Source organism: Spirosoma rhododendri, from assembly GCF_012849055.1.
Lineage (GTDB): Bacteria > Bacteroidota > Bacteroidia > Cytophagales > Spirosomataceae > Spirosoma > Spirosoma rhododendri.
Map to the genome: position 1 here is coordinate 1,475,426 of NZ_CP051677.1, position 22,075 is coordinate 1,497,500.

Sequence of the window (22,075 nt, forward strand, 5' to 3'; positions counted from 1 at the left end):
ACACGTTCGGTCGGCGTGTCGTAGTTCCATAAAAAAGTACCAGTGTCTGTTTACATAAACCAAATCGATTCATGAATCAATTCATCCGCTGGAGTGGTCTTATACTGCTCGTCGTTGGTTTCATCGGCTTTATTGCAGCCTGTAAAAACAACGATTCTCCGGCACCTATACTCAGCGTTACCAGTATCAGCCCAACGTCGGCACCCGTCGGCACAACGGTAACTATTTCGGGTACCAACTTCGCCACAACGCCAGCCAGCAACACCGTTACGTTCGGTAGTGTGCCCGCGACCGTACTCACGGCCAACTCAACACAACTCGTTGTTACGGTGCCTGCCAACGCTGGTTCGCCGGTAACGGTGGCCGCCAACGGTGCTACGGCAACCGGCCCGTCGTTTACGGTAAGCGCTAAACCGGTGGTTCCGGTATCTGGTACGATCACGTCCAATACGACCTGGACGAGCGGTAACGTGTATTTTCTGCGTGGATTCGTCAACGTTGCCAGTGGTGTAACGCTCACCATTCAGCCTGGTACGATCATCAAAGGCGGTGGTGTTGACGACGATCCGGCGGGTCAGAAGCAGGCCGGTACGCTGATCGTGTTGCAGGGCGCTAAGCTTGAAGCTGCCGGTACGGCGCAGCAGCCTATCGTGTTCACGTCGAACCGGGCCGCTGGTCAGCGGGGCTATGGTAACTGGGGCGGAGTTGTACTAATCGGGCGCGCACCGACCAACCGGCCGGGCAACACGCAGCCTGAGGGCGGTATTGGCGGTCAGCTGGGTACGTTTACTGAATCTACCGATAACTCGGGTACGCTGCGCTATGTGCGTATCGAATTTGCCGGTGTTGCGCTGACAAGTGCTGCAAACAGCGAAATCAACGGTCTGACGCTTTACGGTGTTGGTTCGGGTACGACGATTGATCACGTACAGGTATCGTACAGCGGTGACGACTCGTATGAGTGGTTCGGCGGAACGGTAAACGCTAAATATCTGGTCGCTTACCGTGGCTTCGACGATGATTTCGACACCGACTGGGGTTATGTTGGTAAAGTGCAGTTTGGCGTGTCGCTGCGTGATCCGCAGGTTGCCGACCAATCGGGTTCGAACTGCTTTGAATCAGATAACTTCAACTCGGGCGAAAACGCAGCCGGTGTGCCGCTGACGACCAACAATGGTCTGCCCCTTACGCAACCGACGTTTGCCAACATCAGCGCCTTCCTGACCAGCGGTACGCCGAGCAACGCGTCGACGTCGAGCACGGGCGGTAGCGGTCCGTATCAGTCGGCCATGCACCTGCGTCGGAATACGGCCATCAGCATCATCAACTCGGTATTTGTTGGTTACCCCGAAGGGCTCCGCCTTGATGGTACCACGACCGGTACGCTGGCCAATGCCTCAAACGGCACGCTGGAAGTACAGGGCGTAACAGTGGCCAACTCGCTGACAGCTGTTCGTGGCGCGGGTAACATCACCAACGATCAGGCAACGAGCTACTTCAACCTGGCGGCCCGTAAGAACACGATCGTTGCTTCGTCGGACCTGCCCGGTCTGCTGCTGAACAGCGCATCGTTTGCCCTGACGTCAACGCCAAACTTTGCTCCGCAGTCGAGTTCGGCCCTGCTCGTATCAGGCAATGCTATCACGGGGGGCAAGGTTAGCGATTCGTTCTTCACCTCAGCTCCATACCGTGGTGCGTTCAACGGAACGGACAACTGGATGAGCGGCTGGACGAACTTCGACCCGCAGAATACAAACTACAACTAGTGGGTGGCGCAAGTGGTAACGCAAGCGTAACACTACGGTAGTATTGACGTAACGGTGCGCGTCTAGTTTTGCATCGTCACGTCAAGACCGGTAAGGGAGCGTACGATCAGTCGATCTGCTGCCGACCGAATCTATTCTTAAGAATCACTTTTTATATTGGTGTCGCATGAAAAGGCCGGGGTTCTATCCCGGCCATTTTCTTTTTCCATAGAGACCGGTCATTACAAAAAAACAGGCCATCCGTTTCCGAATGGCCTGTTCAACATGTCAAAAATTCAGCGATTAAAACCGCAGCCGGACACCCGCCAGGAAGTTACGCCCGGCCTGTGGGTAGTATCCGTTATCGGCTTGTACGCGCCCTTCCGAAATGTAGGCGTAGGTGTAGCCGTTCGATTCATACAGTTCGTTGAATACGTTATTGAACAGTAGCGTAAACGTCAGTTCCTGCGCGAAGCGGGGCTTCAGCGAATAAATCACCCGGATGTCGTTGGTGAAATACGGGCTCAGCTTCCGGCTTTCGTTCGACGTATTGTCGAGGTATTGCTTACCGACGTACTTCGATAACAGACCCAGCTCAAGCCCTTTTGCCGCCGTAAAGAGTAGCTGCGAACCACCGATGACGTTCGGCGAGAACGAAATGTCCGTTTCGCTGTACTGCCGCGATTCCTGCGATTCGTTGTCGAAATTGTCGAGATACTCCGTGAAGTTCTGAATCCGGTTGCGGCTGAACGTCGCGTTAACGTTCCAGCGGAGTTTCTTCGCCAGTTGCAGCGCCGACTCCAGCTCGATACCCGCCCGGTAGCTGCGCGCCACGTTGACCCGGTTGTAGGCACCTACGTCGTTCAGCTGACCCGACAATACCAGCTGATCGCGGTAATTCATAAAATATGCATTGGCCGTAAACGACACCCGCCGGCGCTGTAGTTTGTAACCCGCTTCATAGTCGATCAGCCGTTCCGCGCGTGGCCGACTTTCGGGTGTCGACTGTGTGTAATCGTCGCGGTTGGGTTCGCGATGGGCCACACTTACCGATGCATAGACCGTGTTCTCATCATCAATCGTGTAGGTGGCTCCTGCTTTGGGGTTGAAAAACGTCAGGTTGGCGTCCTGCTGCACATTCTGCAACTGACTGTTGAAACCCAGAAACGAGTAATCGACCCGGCGGATTTGCAGGTCGGCGAAGGCATTCAGCTTCGACGTAAACTGGTAGTAAGCCTTGGCGTATAGGTTCGCGTCGCGTTTGGTCGCATTGTCGTTGTAGTACCGCTGCCGGATGTTGGTGTTGCCCGCGATACGCGCCCAGATAATTTCGCCGTAGTGCCCGCCTTTGTACTCGTTCAGGCCCCCACCAATGTAGGCCGTCAGTTTACCGTAGCTATTGTAGTCCAGCGAAAAGACACTGCCGTAGAAATCATTGTCGAGCCAGCGACGGCGGATAATGTCGGTCCGGGTAATAGTAGAGTCGCCAATAACCACGTTGGGCAGGCCGTAGTTGCTATACCGGTCGTTAGGGCGATACTGCTCGTAATAACCCCGCCCTTTTGTATAAAAACCCGACACATTCAGTCGCCAGTTACGGCTCAGTTCGTGCGACGTAATCAACTGGTAATTATCCTGCTGGTAGTTGTCGGTTTCGTTTTCGTACGTGTACGGGTTGTATGTCCGGTTCGTTTTCAGCAGATTCTCCGGCACCCCGCCCCACGACTGATACGTCTGCTCGACACCCGAAAAGATGTTGAGCCGGAAAAAGCTTTTTTTCGTGTAGTACCCACCCGACAGGTAGAAGGATTTCAGATCGGAAAACGCCCGGTCGATATAGCCGTTGGAGTGAACTTTCGACAGCCGCGCATCTAGTACGAAATGGCCCGGGGTCGCGCCCGACTTGATAAGGCCCGTTCCAGCCAGTACGTTCAGTTTATACGTACCAAATGATCCGCCGGAAATGTTCGTTTCGGCATACGGTTTCTCCTGTAACTGATTCGTCTGAATATTGATCGACGCGCCAAACGCACCGGCCCCGTTGGTTGATGAGCCAACACCCCGCTGAATCTGTATCGTGCTGACTGACGACGCAAAATCGGGCATATCGACGAAATACGTCCCCTGCGATTCGGCGTCGTTATACGGAATACCGTTGAGCGTCACGTTGACCCGCGTGGCGTCGGACCCACGGATGCGGATGCCCGTATAGCCCACGCCCGCCCCCGCGTCGGACGTGGTCACAATCGAGGGTGTGAAATTGAGCAGTTGAGGGATATCCTGACCCAGGTTTAGCTTGTCGAGATACTGACGGCTAATGTCTGTGTACGCAATCGCCGATTTCTGGTTGGCCCGCGTCGCGCTCACCACCACCTCATCAACCGCAATGGCTGACTTTGCCAGTTGAATAACGATAGGTGCCGTCGATGCCGGATCGACGGTCTGCGTGATTGGTTGGTAGCCCAGCAGCGATACCCGCAACGTTACAGGGCCGGGCTTGACATCGGTAATTCTGAACGCGCCGGATGGGTCGGTCAGTGTACCTTTAAACGTGCCATCGATGGTTACGGCTGCGCCCGGTAATAAGCCATCGGCGTCGCGCACAATACCCGTAATGGAAGACTGTGCCTGAACCGACACAACCGACAGCCCAAGACCGACCGTCAGTAGAGGTAGAAACGTCTGTCCTTTCATAAGAAAGCAGGACGATAGGCAAAGGGGCCAAACCTACCTTTAGTAAAAACGAAAAATGTATGTGGTTTTTAATCCGGTTCCCTTCGCCGGCATTACCCGGATCAGGTTCAATGGGTATAATCTCAGCCTGTTATAGTAAGGCACCCCTGTGTAAGATCGGCGTAAAGTTAAACTAAAATTAACATAACAAGACCCGGGGTTGGTCGTTGTCTGGTAAACAAATTACGTGTGATATGGGTGAATTTGATTTGGTCGTGCTGACCGAAGACATAGATAACGATCGGTTAAAAGTGGGTGATGTTGGCACGATTCTGACCGTATACAACGAAGGAAAAGCGTTTGAGGTTGAGTTTGTTACGCTGACGGGTGAAGCCGTAGCCGTTGAAACGTTACTGCCGCATCAGGTGCGGTCCGTACGGTCGTCTGAGGTGCTGGCAGCCCGTGATCTAACGGCGTTGTCGCAATCCGAAGCGCAGTAACATCGGCCCCGTAAAGTTTTGACTGTTACGCTTTTCCACTCAGACAAATATGTCTACTTTTGCAGTCCAAATTGCAAACAGATGAGCAAGAAGAATAGCGGGCTGGATTTTCTGGAAGATCCCGATGCACTGGAAGGACGGTTCGAAGAAGTAGGCGACTTTTTTCAGCAGAATCAGAAAATTATTCTGGGTGTGCTGGGTGCCATTATACTGGCTGCCGTCGGCTTTATTGGCTACAAGTTTTACGTAAGCAGCCAGGACGAGACGGCGCAGGCTGATCTGTTCCCGTCGGTATACCAGATCGAATCCGACTCGCTGAAAAGAGCCCTCAACGGCGATGGCAAGACGCCCGGTCTGCTGGCCGTTGCTGATAACTACGGTGCTACGCCCGCTGGTAATCTGGCGGAGTTTTACGCCGGTGTTGGTTTGCTGAAAGACGGCAAATACGACGACGCGATTGAGCATCTGAAGAGTTTCAGCGCATCCGACCTGCTGGTGCAGGCTCGTGCTTATGCGCTCATCGGCGATGCGTACATGCAGAAGAAAAGCTACGACGACGCGATCAGCTACTACCAGAAAGCTGCCGACTATAAGCCAAACAAGTTCTTTACGCCCGGTTATCTGAACAAGCTGGCTATTGCCTACGAGCAGGCCAAACAGAACGACAAGGCCATCGACACATACAATCAGATCATCGAGAAATACGCGCAATCGTCAGAAGCCGTAAACGCCCGAAAATACAAGGCGTTGCTGGAGTCTACGGGTGGTCAGTCGTAGACGGATCTGAGTAGTCAGTACAGCAGACAGCAGGGGACAGAGCCGACCGGTTTTGTCCCTTTTTCATAACCTCTTAGTTTTGCCCGTCTGAATCGACGATCTCTTATGGCCTCTGAACTAAAAAATCTAAGCGTATTTAGTACGTCTGAATTACCCGACGTCAGCCACCGCCGGTTTGCTATCCTCGTTTCCGAGTGGAACACCGATGTAACGGAGGCCCTGTTCCAGGGTGCTTACGACACGTTGGTACAGTATGGCGTCAGTCCTGACCACATTGTTCGGGGCAACGTACCGGGTAGCTATGAGCTTAGTCTGGCGTCGCTATGGTTCGCCCAGCGCGACGACATCGACGCGGTGATTGCGCTCGGCTGTGTCATTCAGGGTGAAACAAAGCACAACGACTACATCAACAATGCGGTGGCGCAGGGCCTGACCAACGTTAGTTTGAAGACCAGCAAGCCCGTTATTTTCGGCGTCCTGACGCCCAACGATCAGCAGCAGGCCCTCGACCGGGCAGGCGGCAAACACGGCAACAAAGGCGACGAAGCCGCCATCACCGCCATTAAAATGCTCGGCCTACAAAAGCAGGTATATAGCCGGTTGTAAAGAGCGAAAGGGTGAAAGAGCGAAAGAGCGATTACAATCGCCCATATCCGCGGTTCACCTGCTAACTCTGCTGACCGGCTCGAAAATCGCTCTTTCACTCATTCACTCTTTCGCTTTTTACAATGCACGTCTGGAAATTCGGAGGCACGTCTGTCGGGAAACCCGAGCGTATGCGCTCCATCCGTAACCTGATTACTGAAGATAATACGCGTAAAGTCGTTGTGCTGTCGGCTCTGTCCGGCTCAACAAACGCGCTACTGGCCATCGGCGAGTCGCTGAAAGCCAGCAACGACGACGACGCCAATGCGAAAATCGACGCACTGAAAGCGCACTACGATACCTTCGTGGCCGATCTGTACGCGACCGAAGCGGGCAAGGCGGCTGGTCAGCAGGTGATCGACAGCGAGTTTTCGTTTATCCGGTCGCTGGTCGGTATCAAGCCGTTCACGCTGAAGCAGGAAAAAGAACTGGTAGCTGAGGGCGAGTTACTCAGCACGCAGCTGTTTCAGGCGTATCTGGCGGAGGAAGGCGTACCGTCGGCTCTGCTGCCCGCGCTGGAATTCATGCGGATCGACGCCGACAACGAACCCGAAATCAAATTCACGGAGGAAACGCTGGCCGAGATGCTGCCCGCCCACGACGACAAGCAGATCATCGTGACCCAGGGCTTCATCTGCCGCAACCCACGGGGTGAGGTCGACAATCTGAAGCGGGGCGGCTCCGACTACACGGCGTCGCTGATCGGCGGGGCCATCCGGGCCGACGAAATCCAGATCTGGACCGACATCGATGGGATGCACAACAACGACCCGCGGATCGTTAAGAACACCTTCCCGGTGCGCGAGCTGACGTTCGACGAAGCGGCTGAGCTGGCTTATTTCGGCGCGAAAATACTGCACCCGTCGACTATCACGCCTGCCCGGATGTTTGGCGTACCCGTTCGGCTGAAAAACACGATGGAACCTGCCGCTCCCGGCACACTCATCGCCGACCGGACTTCGAGCGAGGTGTTCAAAGCCATTGCTGCGAAAGATGGCATCACAGCTCTGTACATCCACTCGACTCGTATGCTGAACGCTTACGGTTTCCTGCGTCGTATTTTCGAGATTTTCGAGAAGTACAAAACGCCGGTCGATATGCTGGCGACGTCGGAGGTATCAGTGTCAGTTACGATTGACAATACGGACCGAATTCAGGAAATTTCCGACGAATTGAGCACGTTCTGCACACTGGAAGAACCCGATCATGACCAGACGATTATCTGCATTGTTGGTAATTTCAGTGCCGACAATGAAGGCGTTGCGCTGAAAGTGTTCAACGCCATGCAGAACATCCCGATTCGGATGATCTCATACGGCGGCACCGAAAGTAACCTGTCGCTTCTGATACACGGTAAGTACAAAGCCGATGCCCTGAACGCCCTGAACGACGGCCTGTTTGCCCGCTAAAAACGCAAGCCCCGCGCCCGACCATGACCGACGAACAGTTTTTGAGCGAAGTAAAACGCACGGTACTAGCGATTGACCCGCAGGCCGAAATCTGGCTGTTCGGTTCCCGCGCGCGGGGCGACTTTCGCGACGACTCCGACTGGGATTTTCTGGTGCTGACCGACGAACCGGCTAATCGGACGTTGACGCATACAATCCGAGACCAGCTATACGATGTCGAATTGGCGAGCCGACAGCTTATCAGCACGCTTGTGCATCAGAAAGGTGAATGGGAAGATCTGGAGGTTACCGACCTATACCAAAACATTAAGGATGATGGCCGGCAGCTATGAAAAGGACCAAGGAAGAAGTTGTCGCCTGGCGGCTGCAAAAGTCGACAAATGATCTGGATGCCGCTAAATCGATGGTCGATAATCATCACTGGGACGGAGCTGTCAATCGCTTGTACTACGCAGCTTTCCACGCAGTGACTGCCGCTATGCTCAACGATAACATCCGGGTAAAATCGCACGTGGGCGTAAAACTGATGCTTGGCGAGCAGTACAGCAAGGCGGGACGCATTGATGAGCAGTGGGCAAAGTTTTACGCTCGGCTATTCAGGTTCCGTCAGGATAGCGACTACGAGGATTTTGCTGTCTTTACGGCTGACGACGTAGTACCCTTGCTTGCCCAAACCGAAGAATTTATTGCTGTCATCAAACAGCTAATCGATACTGACTAATGCTTCAACTTGCTTACATCCGCGAGAACCGCGACGCCGTGCTGGCCGGACTTACCAAACGCCATTTTGCCAACGCTGAACCGACTGTCGATCAGGTACTATCGCTCGATCAGCAACGGCGCGACACACAGCGCGACCTCGACGATACGCTGGCGCAGTCGAATGTAAAAGCGAAAGAAATTGGTGCGCTGATGAAAGCTGGTCAGCAGGCCGAAGCCAATGCCGCCAAAGCCGAAACGGCCGAGCTGAAAAGCCGCTCGAAGGAGCTGGAAGAAAGCTTGAAATCCGTCGAGCAGCAGTTGCAGAACGTGCTGGTGACGATTCCGAACGTGCCGCATAGCAGCGTACCGGAAGGCCGGACCGCCGACGACAACGAGATTGTGCTGGAGCATGGCGAGAAGCCGACGCTGTACGACGGCGCACAACCCCACTGGGAGCTGATTAAGAAGTACGGTCCCGACGGTGGTCCCCTCATCGACTTTGAGCTGGGCGTTAAGATCACCGGTGCGGGCTTTCCCGTCTACAAAGGCAAAGCCGCCCGGATTCAGCGGGCGATGATTAACTTCTTCCTCGACGAAGCCCTGAAAGCTGGCTACGTGGAAGTGCAGCCGCCCATCGTTGTTAATGAAGATTCTGGCTTCGGTACGGGGCAACTGCCCGACAAGGAAGGGCAGATGTACTTCATCAACGAAGAGAAGCTGTACATGATCCCGACGGCGGAGGTGCCCATTACTAACCTGTATCGCGACGTGATCGTGCCGGAAGGGCAACTGCCTATCAAGAACACTGGCTACACCCCCTGTTTCCGGCGTGAAGCCGGTTCGTGGGGTGCTCACGTGCGGGGGCTGAACCGCCTGCATCAGTTCGACAAGGTAGAACTTGTGCGCATCGAAAAGCCTGAGAATTCGTACGCTGCGCTGGAAGAGATGAGCCTGCACGTACAATCGTTGCTGCAAAAGCTTGAACTCCCCTACCGCGTTCTGCGGCTCTGCGGTGGCGACATGGGCTTTACATCGGCACTCACCTACGACATGGAAGTATGGTCGGCTGCGCAGCAGCGGTGGCTGGAAGTTAGCTCCGTGTCGAACTTCGAAACGTATCAGGCCAACCGGCTTAAGCTGCGTACGAAAGACGGCAGCGGAAAGATGCAATTACTGCATACGCTCAACGGCTCGGCGCTGGCCCTGCCCCGTATTCTGGCGTCGATTCTGGAAAATAACCAGACCGCCGAGGGTATTCGTATCCCCGACGTACTGGTACCGTACTGCGGCTTCGATCGAATCGACTAACAGTCGCAGGAGTAATTCGTGTAGCCGGGAAAGTTAGGCGACAGCTTACCGCTGATGCTGATAACCCGGTTGAGCGGAACGAGTTCGCCATGGCCCAGTTCAAGGTATTCAGCGCCGTCCTGCTCGAAGTGCCGTTTCAGTAGTGCGTCAGTTTTGATGAATTCGCTGAGGTCGGTTAGGTATTCGATGCGGACGAATTTGCCGGGGACGATGGCGTCGCGAAAGGCTGTTTCCAGCGCGGTAGTATCAACTTGGTTCGTTTCCATATCTTATAAACAGCAAACGCGCCCCGGTAGTTGCCGGGGCGCGTTTGCTGTTTATTGGGGTATCCAGTATTAGCTGGCGATTTCCAATTGCTTCTGGAACTCACGCAGGATGGTTTCTTTCATTGCGATCTTCCGCTTCTGCGTGTTGATCTTGTTCAGTGCCTGCTTGTCTTCGTCATTGTTCGGGTCGAGACCGTCGGCATCCTGCAAGGCAAACTGAAGGTCGTTTTTCTCCCGCTTGACCAGGTATTCCATTTCGCGAATCTTCGTCCGAATCTGTTCGGCCTGACTCTTCAAACCGAACGCCGGGTATTTGCGTGTCAGAACCCGGCCGAGATAGCTCAGCTCAAAGATCTTGTCGCAGGCAGCCCGGAACCGGTCGTTGAGCGACTTATCCTGCATCTTGAACGGTACCTTCACCTCTTTCCAGCTGTTGAGCAGTACTTTAGCCCGCTCAGCAGCCGCGAAGATATCATCCTGTTTGGCGAGTGATTCGGCTTCGTCGGCCATCTTCATCTGAGCCTCGATGCGTGGGTCGATCTTTTTCTCGATTACGATACCCTTCGCGTCGTTGTACTTGGCGTAAAAAGTCGTCGTTGCTTTCTTGAACTGCTTGTACAGCTTGCCGCTTTTTTTGATAGGAACTTCGCCCACCTGTTTCCAGGCGTTGTTGAGCTTCCGAACCTCCTGGAAGGCTGCGTCGAGGTCGCCGAGTCGGTTGGCGCGGAAGGCCAGTCGGATCAGCTCGTCGTACTTGTCAAGCCGCTCCTGAATAACCTTGTTCTGCTCGTTGAAGAACTCGCGCCGACGCGTGAAAAAACCGTCGAGCAACGCCTGAAATTCATTGACCACGTCGGCTTCGACCGACTTATCGACAGGCCCGGTCTTTATCCATTTCGTCTTGACCTCCTGCAATGCATCGGCCGTTTCGCGCCACTCCGTGCTGTCGACCATCGTAGCCGCTTCTGCAATCAGTGCCCGTTTGATCTCCAGATTCTTGAGCTGATTGACCGTAATCAAATCTGCCAGGATGGCCTCCTGTGCGTCAAGCCGATTCAGGAGCGGTGGGAAGTCACCGAGCGCATCAAACTGAATCAGTTTTTTGCGGAGCTGCATCAGCTTGGTCAGGTACGAGCCTTTGTTTTGGGCTTCTTCAATGTCCTTTTCAAGCTGGCTGACTTTACTTTCGGCGATGATAAAGCGGTTTTTGAAATAATCGAGCGCTTCCTGCTCTGTTCGTTTAACTTCGCCGATCTGCCGATCTTCGTATTCCAGGTAGCCTTTCAAAAATACCTTTCCGTCTAAGACGTAACCGTATTCATCTACCAGTGAAGCGTTTTCCATTCTTGTATCTTGGTTAAGGCTGCGCTGAAGGTTAATTTTGGGGTAGTTGCCAACACAAATCTATTAGAAATTAATGAGTCAGGAAACCATAATTTTCTCTATGGCAGGCGTGAGTAAAACTATTCCGCCAAACCGACAAATCCTAAAAAACATCTATTTGTCCTTTTTCTACGGCGCAAAAATCGGTGTACTGGGTCTCAACGGATCGGGTAAATCGACGCTGCTTCGTATTATCGCTGGTATCGATAAGAGCTATACGGGGGAGGTGGTTTTCTCGCCCGGTTACTCAGTTGGTATGCTTGAGCAGGAACCACAGTTTACGGCCGGGAAAACCGTGCGTGAAGTTGTGGAAGAAGGCGTGCAGGAAGTGGTGGCTCTGCTGAAAGAGTTCGACGAAATCAACGAAGCCTTCGGTGATCCCGACGCTGATTTCGACAAACTGCTGGCCCGGCAGGGTGAAGTGCAGGAAAAACTGGACCACCATAACGCCTGGGAACTGGATCAGAAACTCGAACGGGCAATGGACGCGCTGCGCTGCCCCCCCGCCGACGCGCTGATCGATAACCTGTCGGGAGGTGAAAAACGCCGGGTGGCCCTGTGTCGCTTACTCCTGCAACAACCCGATGTCCTGCTGCTCGACGAGCCGACCAACCACCTCGACGCGGAGTCGGTGCTATGGCTGGAAGAACACCTGCGGCAGTACACCGGTACCGTTATCGCCGTAACCCACGACCGCTACTTCCTCGATAACGTGGCGGGCTGGATTCTCGAACTCGACCGGGGCGAAGGTATCCCCTGGAAGGGTAACTATTCGTCGTGGCTCGACCAGAAACAGCAGCGGCTGGCGAAAGAGGAAAAGACTGAATCGAAGCGGCAGAAGACCCTGCAACGCGAACTGGAGTGGGTACGCATGGCCCCGAAAGCGCGTCAGGCTAAGTCGAAAGCCCGCCTGGGAGCCTACGAAAAACTGCTGAGCGAAGACGCCAAACAGCGCGACGAGAAGTTAGAAATCTTTATTCCGGCCGGTCCGCGACTGGGTGCTAAAGTAATTGAAGCCGACGACGTGGCGAAAGCCTATGGCGACCGGCTGCTGTTCGAGCACCTCGGTTTCCGGCTGCCGCAGGGCGGTATCGTGGGCGTAATCGGGCCGAACGGTGCGGGTAAAACCACACTATTCAAGCTTATCACCGGCCGCGATAAACCTGATGCGGGTAGCTTCGCCGTGGGCGATACCGTTCAGGTTGCTTACGTCGATCAGGAACACGACGGGCTTGACCCTAACAAATCGGTGTACGAGACGATTTCGGGCGGCAACGAATGGATCATGATGGGCGGCAAGCAGTCGAACGCGCGGGCGTATGTGAGCCGGTTCAACTTCGCCGGGGCCGATCAGGAAAAGAAAATCGGCACGCTGTCGGGCGGTGAGCGCAACCGGGTTCACCTTGCGATGACGTTGAAAGAAGGGGCCAACCTGCTGCTGCTCGATGAGCCGACCAACGATCTGGACGTGAACACGCTGCGGGCGCTGGAAGAGGGACTGGAGAACTTCGCTGGTTGCGCCGTCGTCATCAGCCACGACCGCTGGTTCCTCGACCGTATCGCCACCCACATTCTGGCGTTCGAGGGAGATTCGCAGGTGTACTGGTTTGAAGGTAATTTCTCTGAATACGAAGAAAACCGGCGCAAACGGCTCGGCACCGATGCCACCCCCACCCGGATCAAGTACAAGAAGCTGGTTTAACAGCTAGTCAGGTAATTGACGTATTGTTGTTGAAGCTATTTAGGGCTTTTATCATCGCACTGACTTTGTCATTCCGAGCCTGCGAGGAATCTTCCGTAAATGACGGGGACATTCGCGCCAAAGGGAGATTCCTCGCAGGCTCGGAATGGCAAAATGATTTACAAACGACCTTTCAGACAGGTTTATCGATTGAATTGTCTGTTCAAAATCTGGTTATGCATTACGGGTATTTCAACGGCACCATTGCCCCAACTGATCAATTAGCTGTAGGTGTGACCGATCTTAGCTTGTTACGCGGCTACGGCCTGTTCGATTACTTTCTAACCTACAACGGTCGGCCGTTTCAATGGGATTGGTACTGGGAACGCTTTCAGAACTCAGCCATGCGAATGCACCTGCCGCTGCCGCTCGGCAAGGCCGAAACCTACGCCGTTGTGATGAAGCTAATCGAGCAGGGCGGAGGTAGCGACGTTGGCGTACGCTTCATCCTGACCGGTGGCTATTCTGCCGACAGTATCAGCATCGAGAAGCCAAACCTGCTAATCCTGACCGAACCGATCCACGCGACGTCAGCTAGTCAGTATGAGCAGGGTATCAAGGTTATTCTGGATGAGTACGTCCGGGAAATGGCCGAGGTAAAGAGCACCGACTACAAACGAGTGATTCTGCTGGCGCAGGCGATTCGGGCAGCGGGTGCGTCGGATGTGTTGTATCAGAAAGGGGGCGAAATCAGTGAACTGAGCCGGAGTAATTTCTTTCTGGTAAAAGGCAGTCAACTAATTACGCCGAGCCGGAATATCCTGCATGGGATCACTCGGCGACTGGTGATGCAACTGGCGCAGAGCGATTTCGAAGTCATCGAACGGCCGGTGCTCCTGTCTGATCTATACGATGCAGAGGAAGCGTTTACGACTAGTTCGACCAAGAAAGTACTACCCATCACGCAGGTTGGTGATTTGACTATCGGCGATGGTAAAGTCGGGCCGAAAGCGAAGTTCCTGCTTGAACAGGTTGATGAATTGATTTCGAATTGGTGATCGTGTAGACGGAAGAAGTGGATCGAATTTTTTGTCATCCCGACGCCAGGAGGGATCTTCGGTTATAGCTAACTGGATCGCCAACTACCGAAGATCCCTCCTGACGTCGGGATGACAAAAATCTGATCGTTCATGAACTGAAAATCATCACCACTAATCCTTATAAATCATCACCTCGCTGCTACCGTCGGCTTTGATATAGCCGCGATACATACCGGCGGAGTTGAACGGCATCGCGAAATTTCCCTTCCGGTCGAGGGCAATAACGCCCCCTTCGCCCCCACGTTCGACCAGTTTCTTCATCACCACTTCGTCGGCCGCCTGCTGCACCGATAAGCCTTTGTATTCCATTAACGCCGAAATGTCGTAACCGACCACCGAACGGATAAAGTATTCGCCGTGGCCCGTTGCCGATACGGCGCAGGTCGCGTTGTTGGCGTAGGTGCCCGCGCCGATGATCGGGGCATCCCCTACCCGGCCGTAGCGTTTGTTGGTCATACCCCCCGTCGATGTGCCAGCCGCCAGATTGCCCGCCTGATCGAGCGCGACGCAGCCAACGGTACCGAACTTCTTGCCCTCGGTGAAAATCTGCTCGTCCAGCCGCGAACCGGTTTTGCGGGTCGTGTCGGGCTTGGCGGTGGCTTTAGTCGGTTTTTCGGAGTGGTCCAGTTCGACCTTTTCTTCTTTCAGCGCCTTCTGCAACCCCTGCCAGCGGGCTTCGGTGTAGAAGTACGACGGATCGACAATCGTCATGCCCTGTGCTTTGGCGAATGCTTCCGCGCCGGGGCCAATCATCATCACATGTTCCGACTTGTCCATCACCCGCCGTGCCGTGCTAATCGGGTTGCGAATGGTCGTCACCCCCGCTATCGAACCGGCTTTCAGCGTTTTACCATCCATCACGGCCGCGTCCATTTCGTTCTTTCCGTCGTGGGTAAACACCGCTCCTTTGCCCGCATTGAACAAAGGCGAGTCTTCCATAACGTGAATCGTGGCTTCGACGGCGTCCATGCTACTGCCGCCTTTCTTCAGGACAGCGTAACCCGTTTGCAGGGCCTGATTCAGCACCGCCCGGTACGCTTTCTCTTTCTCCGGCGTCATGTTCTGCCGGGTGATCGTGCCGGCCCCGCCGTGAATCACCAGCGTAATCGGGCCGTGGTCCTGTGCCTGCGTCATAAGGGCTGCACCGCTGAGCAATGTCGTGAAAAGTATCGTTTTCATCAGGTATAGTTTGTTAGGAAGTCCAGGTGTTCTGCGCCCGCATCACCTGCTCGATAACGTCGCGTACGGCACCGTCGCCACCCTGCCGGGGCGAAATGTAGTGGCAGATGTCGAGCAGTTCGGGAGAAGCATCGGACGGACAGGTGCTGAGTAAATCGCGCTTCAGAATCGGCAGATCGGGCAGGTCGTCGCCCATGTACACAATCTCGGTCTCGTTGAGTTTGTCGCGGCTGACGTAGCCGAGGTACGCGTTGATTTTCTGATCGTCGGGGCCACCCATGAAAATGTCTTTTACCCCCAGTGTCGTCAGCCACTTGCGGGCGCCTTCGGAGTTGGCCGACGAAACGATACCGACCCGATAACCGGCTTTGACGGCGTGGGCAATGGCAAAACTGTCTTTGATGTTAAACGTCCGGTAGGTGTCGCCCGATTCGGGCAGGTACACGCGTCCGTCGGTGCAGACGCCATCAATGTCAAAAATAAACGTTTTAATCTGGGCGAAACGGTCAGTTGAAATGGGCATAAACGAAAAGTAAGTACGAAGCTGGAAGATACGGACAAAGTGCCAGCGTGGAACCGTACCCGAAAGACTATTCCGTTTCAGTACATTTGTTTAATGAACAAACTGACACTGCCCCCAGCGTTTGCCGATCAGATGAACGCGCAACTGGGTGCAGACTTCCCTCAATTTCTCGATGCGCTGACAAGCCCGACGCCGGTTAGTATTCGCGTCAATCCGCGCAAACCCGCCCTCGACACGGCGACTCTGGAGCCAGTACCTTGGTGCGCCGAGGGCTTCTACCTGCCCGAACGCCCCAACTTCACCGTCGATCCGCTGTTTCAGGCGGGGGCTTACTATGTACAGGAAGCGTCGTCGATGCTACTGGCCGAAGCCGTGCGACAAACGGTCAGGCTGAACCGGCCGCTGCGGGTGCTGGACCTGTGCGGAGCACCCGGCGGGAAAAGCACCCTGCTGGCGTCGATGCTGACGCCCGATAGTCTGCTCATCTGCAACGAAGTGATTCGCAGCCGGGTGTCGGTGCTGCGGCAGAACATCGACAAATGGGGCTATCCGAACGTTGTTGTCAGTAACCACGACCCGGAAGACCTGACCAATTTGTCGGGCTATTTTGATCTGATTTTGGTTGATGCACCCTGCTCCGGCGAAGGCTTGTTTCGGAAAGACCCCGAAGCGGTCAACGAATGGTCGGAGGATAACGTCAATCTGTGTTCGGCCCGGCAGAAACGGATCTTGGCGGCTGCGGCTCCGCTACTCGACACGGGTGGTGTGCTCATCTACAGCACCTGTACGTATAATGCGGAGGAGAACGACGACAATATCCGCTATCTGGCCGCCAACGGGTTCAAAAACCGACCACTTGATCTACCCGCCGACTGGCAAATCGTGGAAAAGCGGGTCGACGGGGCGGTGGGCTATCAGTGTTACCCGCACCGGGTGAAAGGCGAAGGGTTTTTTATCAGCGTATTTGAAAAAACGGGCTTCACCGCGGCTGTTAAGTCGAACGCCCGGACGTTTCGGAGCATCCGGGCACTACGTCCGCGCGAAACGGCTACGGTATCGGCCTGGCTTCAACACCCAAAAGACTTCTCGTACTGGGAAAAACCAAACGGCGACGTGATGGCGCTTCCGGTGTCGCTGGAGAAGACGTTTTTGTTTCTCGACAGTGCCATTCACAGCAAAGGGTTCGGTGTCGAACTCGGTCAATTCAAGGGGGCTGACTTCATACCGTCGCATACACTGGCCCTCAGCACCGCTATCCGCGCTGACCTGCCGGGCGTTGAGCTGGGGTTGGAAGATGCCTTGCGGTATTTCAAGAAAGAAAACTTGGTGCTCGATCAGCCGGTGAAAGGTTGGCAACTAGCACGGTTCGGCGGGCTGAATCTGGGCTGGATGAAAGGCGTCGGGCAGCGGGTAAACAACTACCTGCCCAAAGACTGGCGTATTCGGATGGACATTCGTGAATACATATGAAACGGATATTGCTCATCGTCGGACTGGTGCTGGCCGTACTACTGGTCGGTTATCTGGCTGGCCCGACTACGCATTTCGATTCGATCAAAAACACGCGTATTGCCATGAAAACGGATCTGGTCGAACTGGAGCGCGAACTGGCGGAGTCGGAGCAAAAGGACAACCTGCGCCCCGACAACGAAGCTCGTATCGTCTGGGCCGACAGCGCACACAAGCAAAAGACTCCCTACAGCATTGTCTACATTCCCGGCTTCGGGGCTAGCTGGGCCGAGGGCGATCCGGTTCATCGGCAACTGGCGAAGCGATTCGGCTGCAACCTGTACCTGGCCCGCACCTGCGAACATGGGGTGAACTCGCCCGATGCGATGAAAAACCTGACCCCAGCCTGCTATGCCGAATCGGCGGAGCGGGCACTGGCAGTCGGCAAAGCACTGGGCGAAAACGTGATCGTGATGGGTACCTCGGCCGGTGGGATGCTCACACTGTATCTGGCGGCACATCATCCTGAAATTACTGGCCTGATTCTGTATTCACCATGCATCGCTACCCGCAACCTGGCCCTGCGGCTGGTGACGAAGCCGTGGAGTTCGCAGATTATGCAGCAGGTGTTCGGGGGCGACCGCGTCGTTATCAACACCTACAAACCCGACCGGGCGAAGTACTGGCTGACAACTTACCACACCAACGGGCTGATTACGCTGCAAACCATGTTGGAAGAATGGATGACACCCGAGCAGTTCGCAAAAGTGAAGCAGCCCCTGTTTATGGCCTACTACTACCGCGATGAAGCTCATCAGGACGAAACCGTGTCCGTCCCGGCCATGCTGACGATGTTCGATGAACTGGGTACCCCCGCCGATCAGAAAGAGAAGGTCGCTATTTCAAACGCTAACCATCACGTCATCGCGTCTCATTTCACGTCCGACGATTTGAAGAGCGTATACCAAACAACGGCTGACTTTATGGAGCGAGTACTGCATCTGCCGGTCGTAAACCCACAGTAGTCAGGCCAATGGCGTGACTTTCCCCAAAAAGCGGCATCTTTGCCCGATAAATTGTGCAAGAGCAGGTTATGGCTTACGGATTACTGAAAGGAAAACGCGGCATCATTTCGGGTGCCCTCGACGAGAAATCAATTGCGTGGAAAGTGGCCCTGAAAGCAAAGGAAGAGGGCGCTATCTTCACGCTGACCAATGCGCCTATCGCGATGCGGATGGGGGCAATCAAAGAACTGGCCGAGAAATGCGAAGCGGAAATCATCCCCGCCGATGCCACCTCGACGGAAGACTTAGAAAACCTGTTCGTTAAATCGCAGGAAGTACTGGGCGGTAAGGTTGATTTTGTGCTGCACTCCATCGGCATGAGCCCCAACATCCGCAAGGGTAAGTCCTACACCGATCTGAACTACGACTGGTACAAGCAGAGCGTCGATATTTCGGCAATGTCGTTCCACAAGATGATGCAGACGGCCTACAAACTCGACGCGATCAACGAGTGGGGATCGATTGTCGCGCTGACGTACATGGCCGCACAACGGACGTTTTCGTTCTACGGCGACATGGCCGATGCCAAGGCTACGCTGGAGTCGATTGCCCGTAGCTTCGGCTATCACTACGGTAAATTCCGCAACGTGCGTGTCAATACCGTATCGCAGTCGCCTACGCCCACAACGGCGGGTGGTGGTATTGGCGGTTTCGACCGGTTCTACGAATTTGCTGAGAAAATGGCTCCGATGGGCAACGCGACGGCCGATCAGTGCGCTGAATACGTAATGACGCTCTTCTCAGATTACACCCGGATGGTCACGATGCAGAACCTCTTCCACGATGGCGGCTTCTCAATGACCGGCGTGTCGGAAGAGCTGATGGAAATGCTGAAGATGTAATGAGTCGCTGACGTGCAGCGTCGATAAGTAAAGAGCGGTGCCGGAAGCAATGTGTTTCCGGCACCGCTCTTTTTATGAATACCGGTTATAATTCGACGATCGAAACCCGACTGTTGCCGTCATTTCCTTTCTCGATTTGAATCTGAACGCTGATACGCTCCTTTATTTCGTGACGGTGCGAAATGATACCGATCGTTTTCTGACTATCCTGCTGAAGTTTCTCGAGCATCGCCACCGCCATATCCAGCGCTTCGGGGTCCAATGTCCCGAATCCCTCGTCGATGAATAGACTGTCGATCTGAATATTTTGCGATGCCAGATCGGATAAGGCCAATGCCAGCCCCAAGCTGAGCGTAAACGTTTCGCCACCCGACAGGCTTGTCACCGTACGCTCTGCCCCACCCTGGTACTGATCCAGCACAAAGAGTTCGTCCTGCCCGTCTCGTGGCTTCAGAATCAGATACCGGTCCGACAGGTCGCGCAGGCGTTGGTTGGCCAGGCCGATTAACTGTGATAGCGTGAGCCCCTGCGCGAATCGACTGTACTCGTCTCCTCTGGCGCTACCGATCAGCCGGTTCAGTTCACGCCAAGGCATGGCCGCGTCGTCCAGCTTTTTCAAGTCGCTAAGCAGGGTTTTGTGCCGCTTGTGTTCCGTTGCATCGGCATCGAGCGCCTGTTTGATCTTGCCCAATTGCTCTGTCTGCTGCCGTAACTCCTTATCACGTTCACTAATAAGCTGCCGAATCTGATCAGAAGGCAAGTCGGTTTGGCGGGCTTCCACCAGGGCCTGCCGACGTTGATCGGCGTCGGTACGGTTGGCCGTCAGTTGCGTTGCTTCATCCGCGAGCTGCTGCTTTTCGGCCTGTAACCGGCGGAGCGTGTCCATGTCCAGCAGTTGCTGACGCGCCGTCTGTATATCCGATAAACCCCGGCTCTGCAATACAGGCTGAAGCTGACTGTGCAGTTCGGTAGTCTGCTGCCCGGCGTTACTCAGCGCTACAGTAGCTTGCTGGCGCAATCCCTCCTGCGTCGCCAGACCAGAACGAACCGTTGTAAAGCGATTCGTCAATTGATCACATGCAGTTTTGACGTCATTCCCGGTAAAAAGCTGATTGCGTTCTTCGGTCAGCCGTTCTACCTGATGTTGCGTTGTGTGCAGTGCGGCCAGGTCGTCGGTTAGTTGCCGCAACACCCTGTCCTGCTCCCACAGCGAAAGCAAGGTCGTCAACTCTTCCCGCTGCACGTGTATATGCTGTTGCTGATCGGTCAAAAACTCCGGCTGCATGTTTTCGTCGAGGTCCAGCGCAATCAGCTCTTCGGCGATCGTTTGCCGATTATCCTTGTATTCGTTGCGCAGAATAAGCCGTTGGTTATCGAGACTCTTTTGGGTAGACTCAGATTGAATGATCGTTTTGGTTAACTGCTCACTATCAGTACGCTTTGTCTTTACATCGGCTTGCACCACTTGTAGTTCAACCTCAATTAAACCGGTCCGCTGAATATATTGGTGGGCATAAGGATGATGGGTCGCACCACACAGCGGGCACGCTTCCCCGGCTACTAGGCTTTTCCGTAACTCATCCAGATTAGCCTCTCGCGCCAGCTTAATCTTCTGCGCGTCAAGCTCCTTTTGCTTAACTTCCAGCGTAGTCAGCTCTTCAAGGAGTTTGTTGAGGGCAGGGCGCTGACTATCAATCGTTACCTGGTACGCATCGACTTGTTTCTTTAGATTGAGGCCTTCCGTCAATCGCTTCTGCTGATCTTTTTGCAGTTGAATTAGTCGCTCCAGCTTTTTCTCCTGATCGATAAGGCGTTCGATTTCGTGCTGAACCTGCTCAGACGTTTCCAGTGCCGCGTACTCTTCCTCGAGCTTGACCAACTGTTGCCCGACCTGACGTTTCCGCTCGCTAACCTGCTCGTCCATCACAACCAGATTGTCAAGCCGCAGCGAGCGGAACCACTTGTCGGTGGCCTGTTTGATGGTGTGCGCCAGTCGCTGCTGGGGAGAATTGGCGTTTTTGCGCTCCTGATCGATCTGCTGCGTCAACGACAGAACCCGCTCCCGGAAGTCGGTAACCTGGGCAATCAGCGTATGCTCCGACAGGGCCGGCTGATGCGTCAGCTGTTGCGCCGTTGTCAGAACGGTTTCTAACTCATTGTGTAAGCCCTGTATAGCCTGTTCTGCCCGTTGCTGATCGCCCTGTGCCCGTTGCAGCGTACCTTCTGCGTGGCTCAGATTGCTGAACAACTCCGTCAGGTCAGCCACGTGGCTGTGCCGTTCGAGCCGTTCGGCGTCAGGGGCAAAACGAACCTGTTTGTCGGCGGCCTCCTGCTGTTTTCTGCCCAGCCGCGCAATGTCTTTATCTAGCGCTTCCTGTTGCTCTGCCCGCTTGGCTTCGTCCCGGTAAAACGTTAGCTCGTCGGTCAGGGTCGTCAGGCGTGCGTCGATGGTCTGTTTCGTTGTTTTGAGCTCGCTTAGCTGCTCGGCAGTCAGTAGCTGCACCAATTCGACCGCCTGTTGCTTCTCCCGAAGGTTTTCTTCGTAAAGCTTATTCTGCGTGTGGGCCCGCTGACTAAGCCGACGGTAAATATCGGTACCCGTAATTTGCTCAAGCAACTTACTCCGCTCCCCGGCCGACGCCCGCAGAAATTTGTCGAATGCTCCCTGCGCCAGCACCATCGACCGAATAAACTGCTCGTACGTCAGACCGATCTTCGTAGTGTTGAAACCAGGTACCTCCCGCTTCTTTTCGGTGAGCAGTTTTTCATCAGGTAACTCGGCTACTTCCATCTCGTAGTCGTTCCAGTTACCGTTGCGGTTTTTATTGA

19 protein-coding genes and 1 riboswitch (1 of these 20 only partly in view) are annotated in these 22,075 nt (G+C 54.6%); of the genes, 13 read left to right on the forward strand and 6 right to left on the reverse strand.

Features of this window, described 5'->3' with window-relative positions; genetic code table 11:
* Positions 1 to 71: 71 nt before the first annotated feature.
* Positions 72 to 1,766 carry an IPT/TIG domain-containing protein gene (locus tag HH216_RS05865; protein WP_169549941.1) on the forward strand — a complete coding sequence of 565 codons (1,695 nt, stop codon included), beginning with the start codon at positions 72 to 74 and terminating at the stop codon, positions 1,764 to 1,766.
* Between the two features lie 282 nt (positions 1,767 to 2,048).
* On the opposite strand, the gene HH216_RS05870 is transcribed toward HH216_RS05865, so the two are convergent.
* Positions 2,049 to 4,439 carry a TonB-dependent receptor gene (locus HH216_RS05870; protein WP_169549942.1) on the reverse strand — a complete coding sequence of 797 codons (2,391 nt, stop codon included), beginning with the start codon at positions 4,437 to 4,439 and terminating at the stop codon, positions 2,049 to 2,051.
* A gap of 60 nt (positions 4,440 to 4,499) precedes the next feature.
* Positions 4,500 to 4,597: riboswitch (TPP riboswitch) on the reverse strand.
* 75 nt (positions 4,598 to 4,672) lie between these two features.
* Here HH216_RS05870 and HH216_RS05875 point away from each other — a divergent pair.
* From HH216_RS05875 to serS, 7 genes are all read left to right on the forward strand, one after another.
* The gene (locus HH216_RS05875; protein ID WP_169549943.1) at positions 4,673 to 4,918 is read left to right on the forward strand and encodes a DUF4926 domain-containing protein; all 246 of its coding nucleotides are present in this window, start codon (positions 4,673 to 4,675) and stop codon (positions 4,916 to 4,918) included.
* An 81-nt stretch (positions 4,919 to 4,999) separates the two neighbouring features.
* Positions 5,000 to 5,695, forward strand: a complete 696-nt coding sequence (locus HH216_RS05880) for a tetratricopeptide repeat protein (RefSeq protein WP_169549944.1) — start codon at positions 5,000 to 5,002, stop codon at positions 5,693 to 5,695.
* Between the two features lie 105 nt (positions 5,696 to 5,800).
* Positions 5,801 to 6,301 (forward strand): 6,7-dimethyl-8-ribityllumazine synthase, encoded by a 501-nt coding sequence (ribH, locus tag HH216_RS05885; RefSeq protein WP_169549945.1) that lies wholly within the window; start codon positions 5,801 to 5,803, stop codon positions 6,299 to 6,301.
* Between the two features lie 122 nt (positions 6,302 to 6,423).
* Entirely contained in the window at positions 6,424 to 7,749 is a 1,326-nt protein-coding gene (locus HH216_RS05890; protein ID WP_169549946.1) for an aspartate kinase, read from the forward strand.
* 23 nt (positions 7,750 to 7,772) lie between these two features.
* Positions 7,773 to 8,081, forward strand: a complete 309-nt coding sequence (locus tag HH216_RS05895; RefSeq protein ID WP_169549947.1) for a nucleotidyltransferase domain-containing protein — start codon at positions 7,773 to 7,775, stop codon at positions 8,079 to 8,081.
* Positions 8,078 to 8,470 carry a HEPN domain-containing protein gene (locus tag HH216_RS05900; protein ID WP_169549948.1) on the forward strand — a complete coding sequence of 131 codons (393 nt, stop codon included), beginning with the start codon at positions 8,078 to 8,080 and terminating at the stop codon, positions 8,468 to 8,470. Before HH216_RS05895 ends, HH216_RS05900 begins: the two co-directional genes overlap by 4 nt.
* Entirely contained in the window at positions 8,470 to 9,759 is a 1,290-nt protein-coding gene (gene serS, locus HH216_RS05905) for a serine--tRNA ligase (protein ID WP_169549949.1), read from the forward strand. The genes HH216_RS05900 and serS overlap by 1 nt, the downstream gene beginning before the upstream one ends.
* Here serS and HH216_RS05910 read toward each other — a convergent pair.
* On the reverse strand, positions 9,756 to 10,025 hold the full coding sequence (locus HH216_RS05910; protein ID WP_169549950.1) for a hypothetical protein: 270 nt from the start codon (positions 10,023 to 10,025) through the stop codon (positions 9,756 to 9,758). The genes serS and HH216_RS05910 overlap by 4 nt on opposite strands.
* 69 nt (positions 10,026 to 10,094) lie before the next feature.
* Positions 10,095 to 11,369, reverse strand: a complete 1,275-nt coding sequence (locus tag HH216_RS05915; RefSeq protein ID WP_169549951.1) for a DUF349 domain-containing protein — start codon at positions 11,367 to 11,369, stop codon at positions 10,095 to 10,097.
* Between the two features lie 73 nt (positions 11,370 to 11,442).
* On the opposite strand from HH216_RS05915, the gene ettA reads away from it, so the two are divergent.
* Both ettA and HH216_RS05925 read left to right on the forward strand, forming a co-directional pair.
* The gene (ettA, locus tag HH216_RS05920; protein ID WP_169549952.1) at positions 11,443 to 13,110 is read left to right on the forward strand and encodes an energy-dependent translational throttle protein EttA; all 1,668 of its coding nucleotides are present in this window, start codon (positions 11,443 to 11,445) and stop codon (positions 13,108 to 13,110) included.
* A 215-nt stretch (positions 13,111 to 13,325) separates the two neighbouring features.
* Positions 13,326 to 14,147 (forward strand): aminotransferase class IV, encoded by an 822-nt coding sequence (locus HH216_RS05925; protein WP_169549953.1) that lies wholly within the window; start codon positions 13,326 to 13,328, stop codon positions 14,145 to 14,147.
* A gap of 153 nt (positions 14,148 to 14,300) precedes the next feature.
* Here the strand turns inward: HH216_RS05925 and HH216_RS05930 are convergent, their stop codons facing one another.
* Positions 14,301 to 15,368 carry an isoaspartyl peptidase/L-asparaginase family protein gene (locus HH216_RS05930; RefSeq protein WP_169549954.1) on the reverse strand — a complete coding sequence of 356 codons (1,068 nt, stop codon included), beginning with the start codon at positions 15,366 to 15,368 and terminating at the stop codon, positions 14,301 to 14,303.
* Positions 15,369 to 15,381: 13 nt separating this feature from the next.
* Positions 15,382 to 15,891: a KdsC family phosphatase gene (locus HH216_RS05935; RefSeq protein ID WP_169549955.1), complete on the reverse strand. Its 510-nt coding sequence runs from the start codon at positions 15,889 to 15,891 to the stop codon at positions 15,382 to 15,384.
* Between the two features lie 93 nt (positions 15,892 to 15,984).
* On the opposite strand from HH216_RS05935, the gene HH216_RS05940 reads away from it, so the two are divergent.
* The 3 genes from HH216_RS05940 to HH216_RS05950 all read left to right on the forward strand — a co-directional run bounded on the left by HH216_RS05940 (position 15,985) and on the right by HH216_RS05950 (position 19,246).
* On the forward strand, positions 15,985 to 17,361 hold the full coding sequence (locus HH216_RS05940; protein ID WP_169549956.1) for a methyltransferase RsmF C-terminal domain-like protein: 1,377 nt from the start codon (positions 15,985 to 15,987) through the stop codon (positions 17,359 to 17,361).
* Complete coding sequence (locus HH216_RS05945) at positions 17,358 to 18,365, forward strand: alpha/beta hydrolase (protein WP_169549957.1); 1,008 nt, start codon at positions 17,358 to 17,360, stop codon at positions 18,363 to 18,365. Before HH216_RS05940 ends, HH216_RS05945 begins: the two co-directional genes overlap by 4 nt.
* 68 nt (positions 18,366 to 18,433) lie before the next feature.
* Positions 18,434 to 19,246 carry an enoyl-ACP reductase FabI gene (locus tag HH216_RS05950; RefSeq protein WP_169549958.1) on the forward strand — a complete coding sequence of 271 codons (813 nt, stop codon included), beginning with the start codon at positions 18,434 to 18,436 and terminating at the stop codon, positions 19,244 to 19,246.
* An 85-nt stretch (positions 19,247 to 19,331) separates the two neighbouring features.
* On the opposite strand, the gene HH216_RS05955 is transcribed toward HH216_RS05950, so the two are convergent.
* Positions 19,332 to 22,075, reverse strand: the 3' portion of a protein-coding gene (locus tag HH216_RS05955; protein ID WP_169549959.1) for an AAA family ATPase. The gene runs 337 nt beyond the window's last position; 2,744 of the gene's 3,081 nt are visible here — the last part of the coding sequence; the start codon falls outside the window, past its right edge — the gene reads right to left on this strand; the stop codon is at positions 19,332 to 19,334.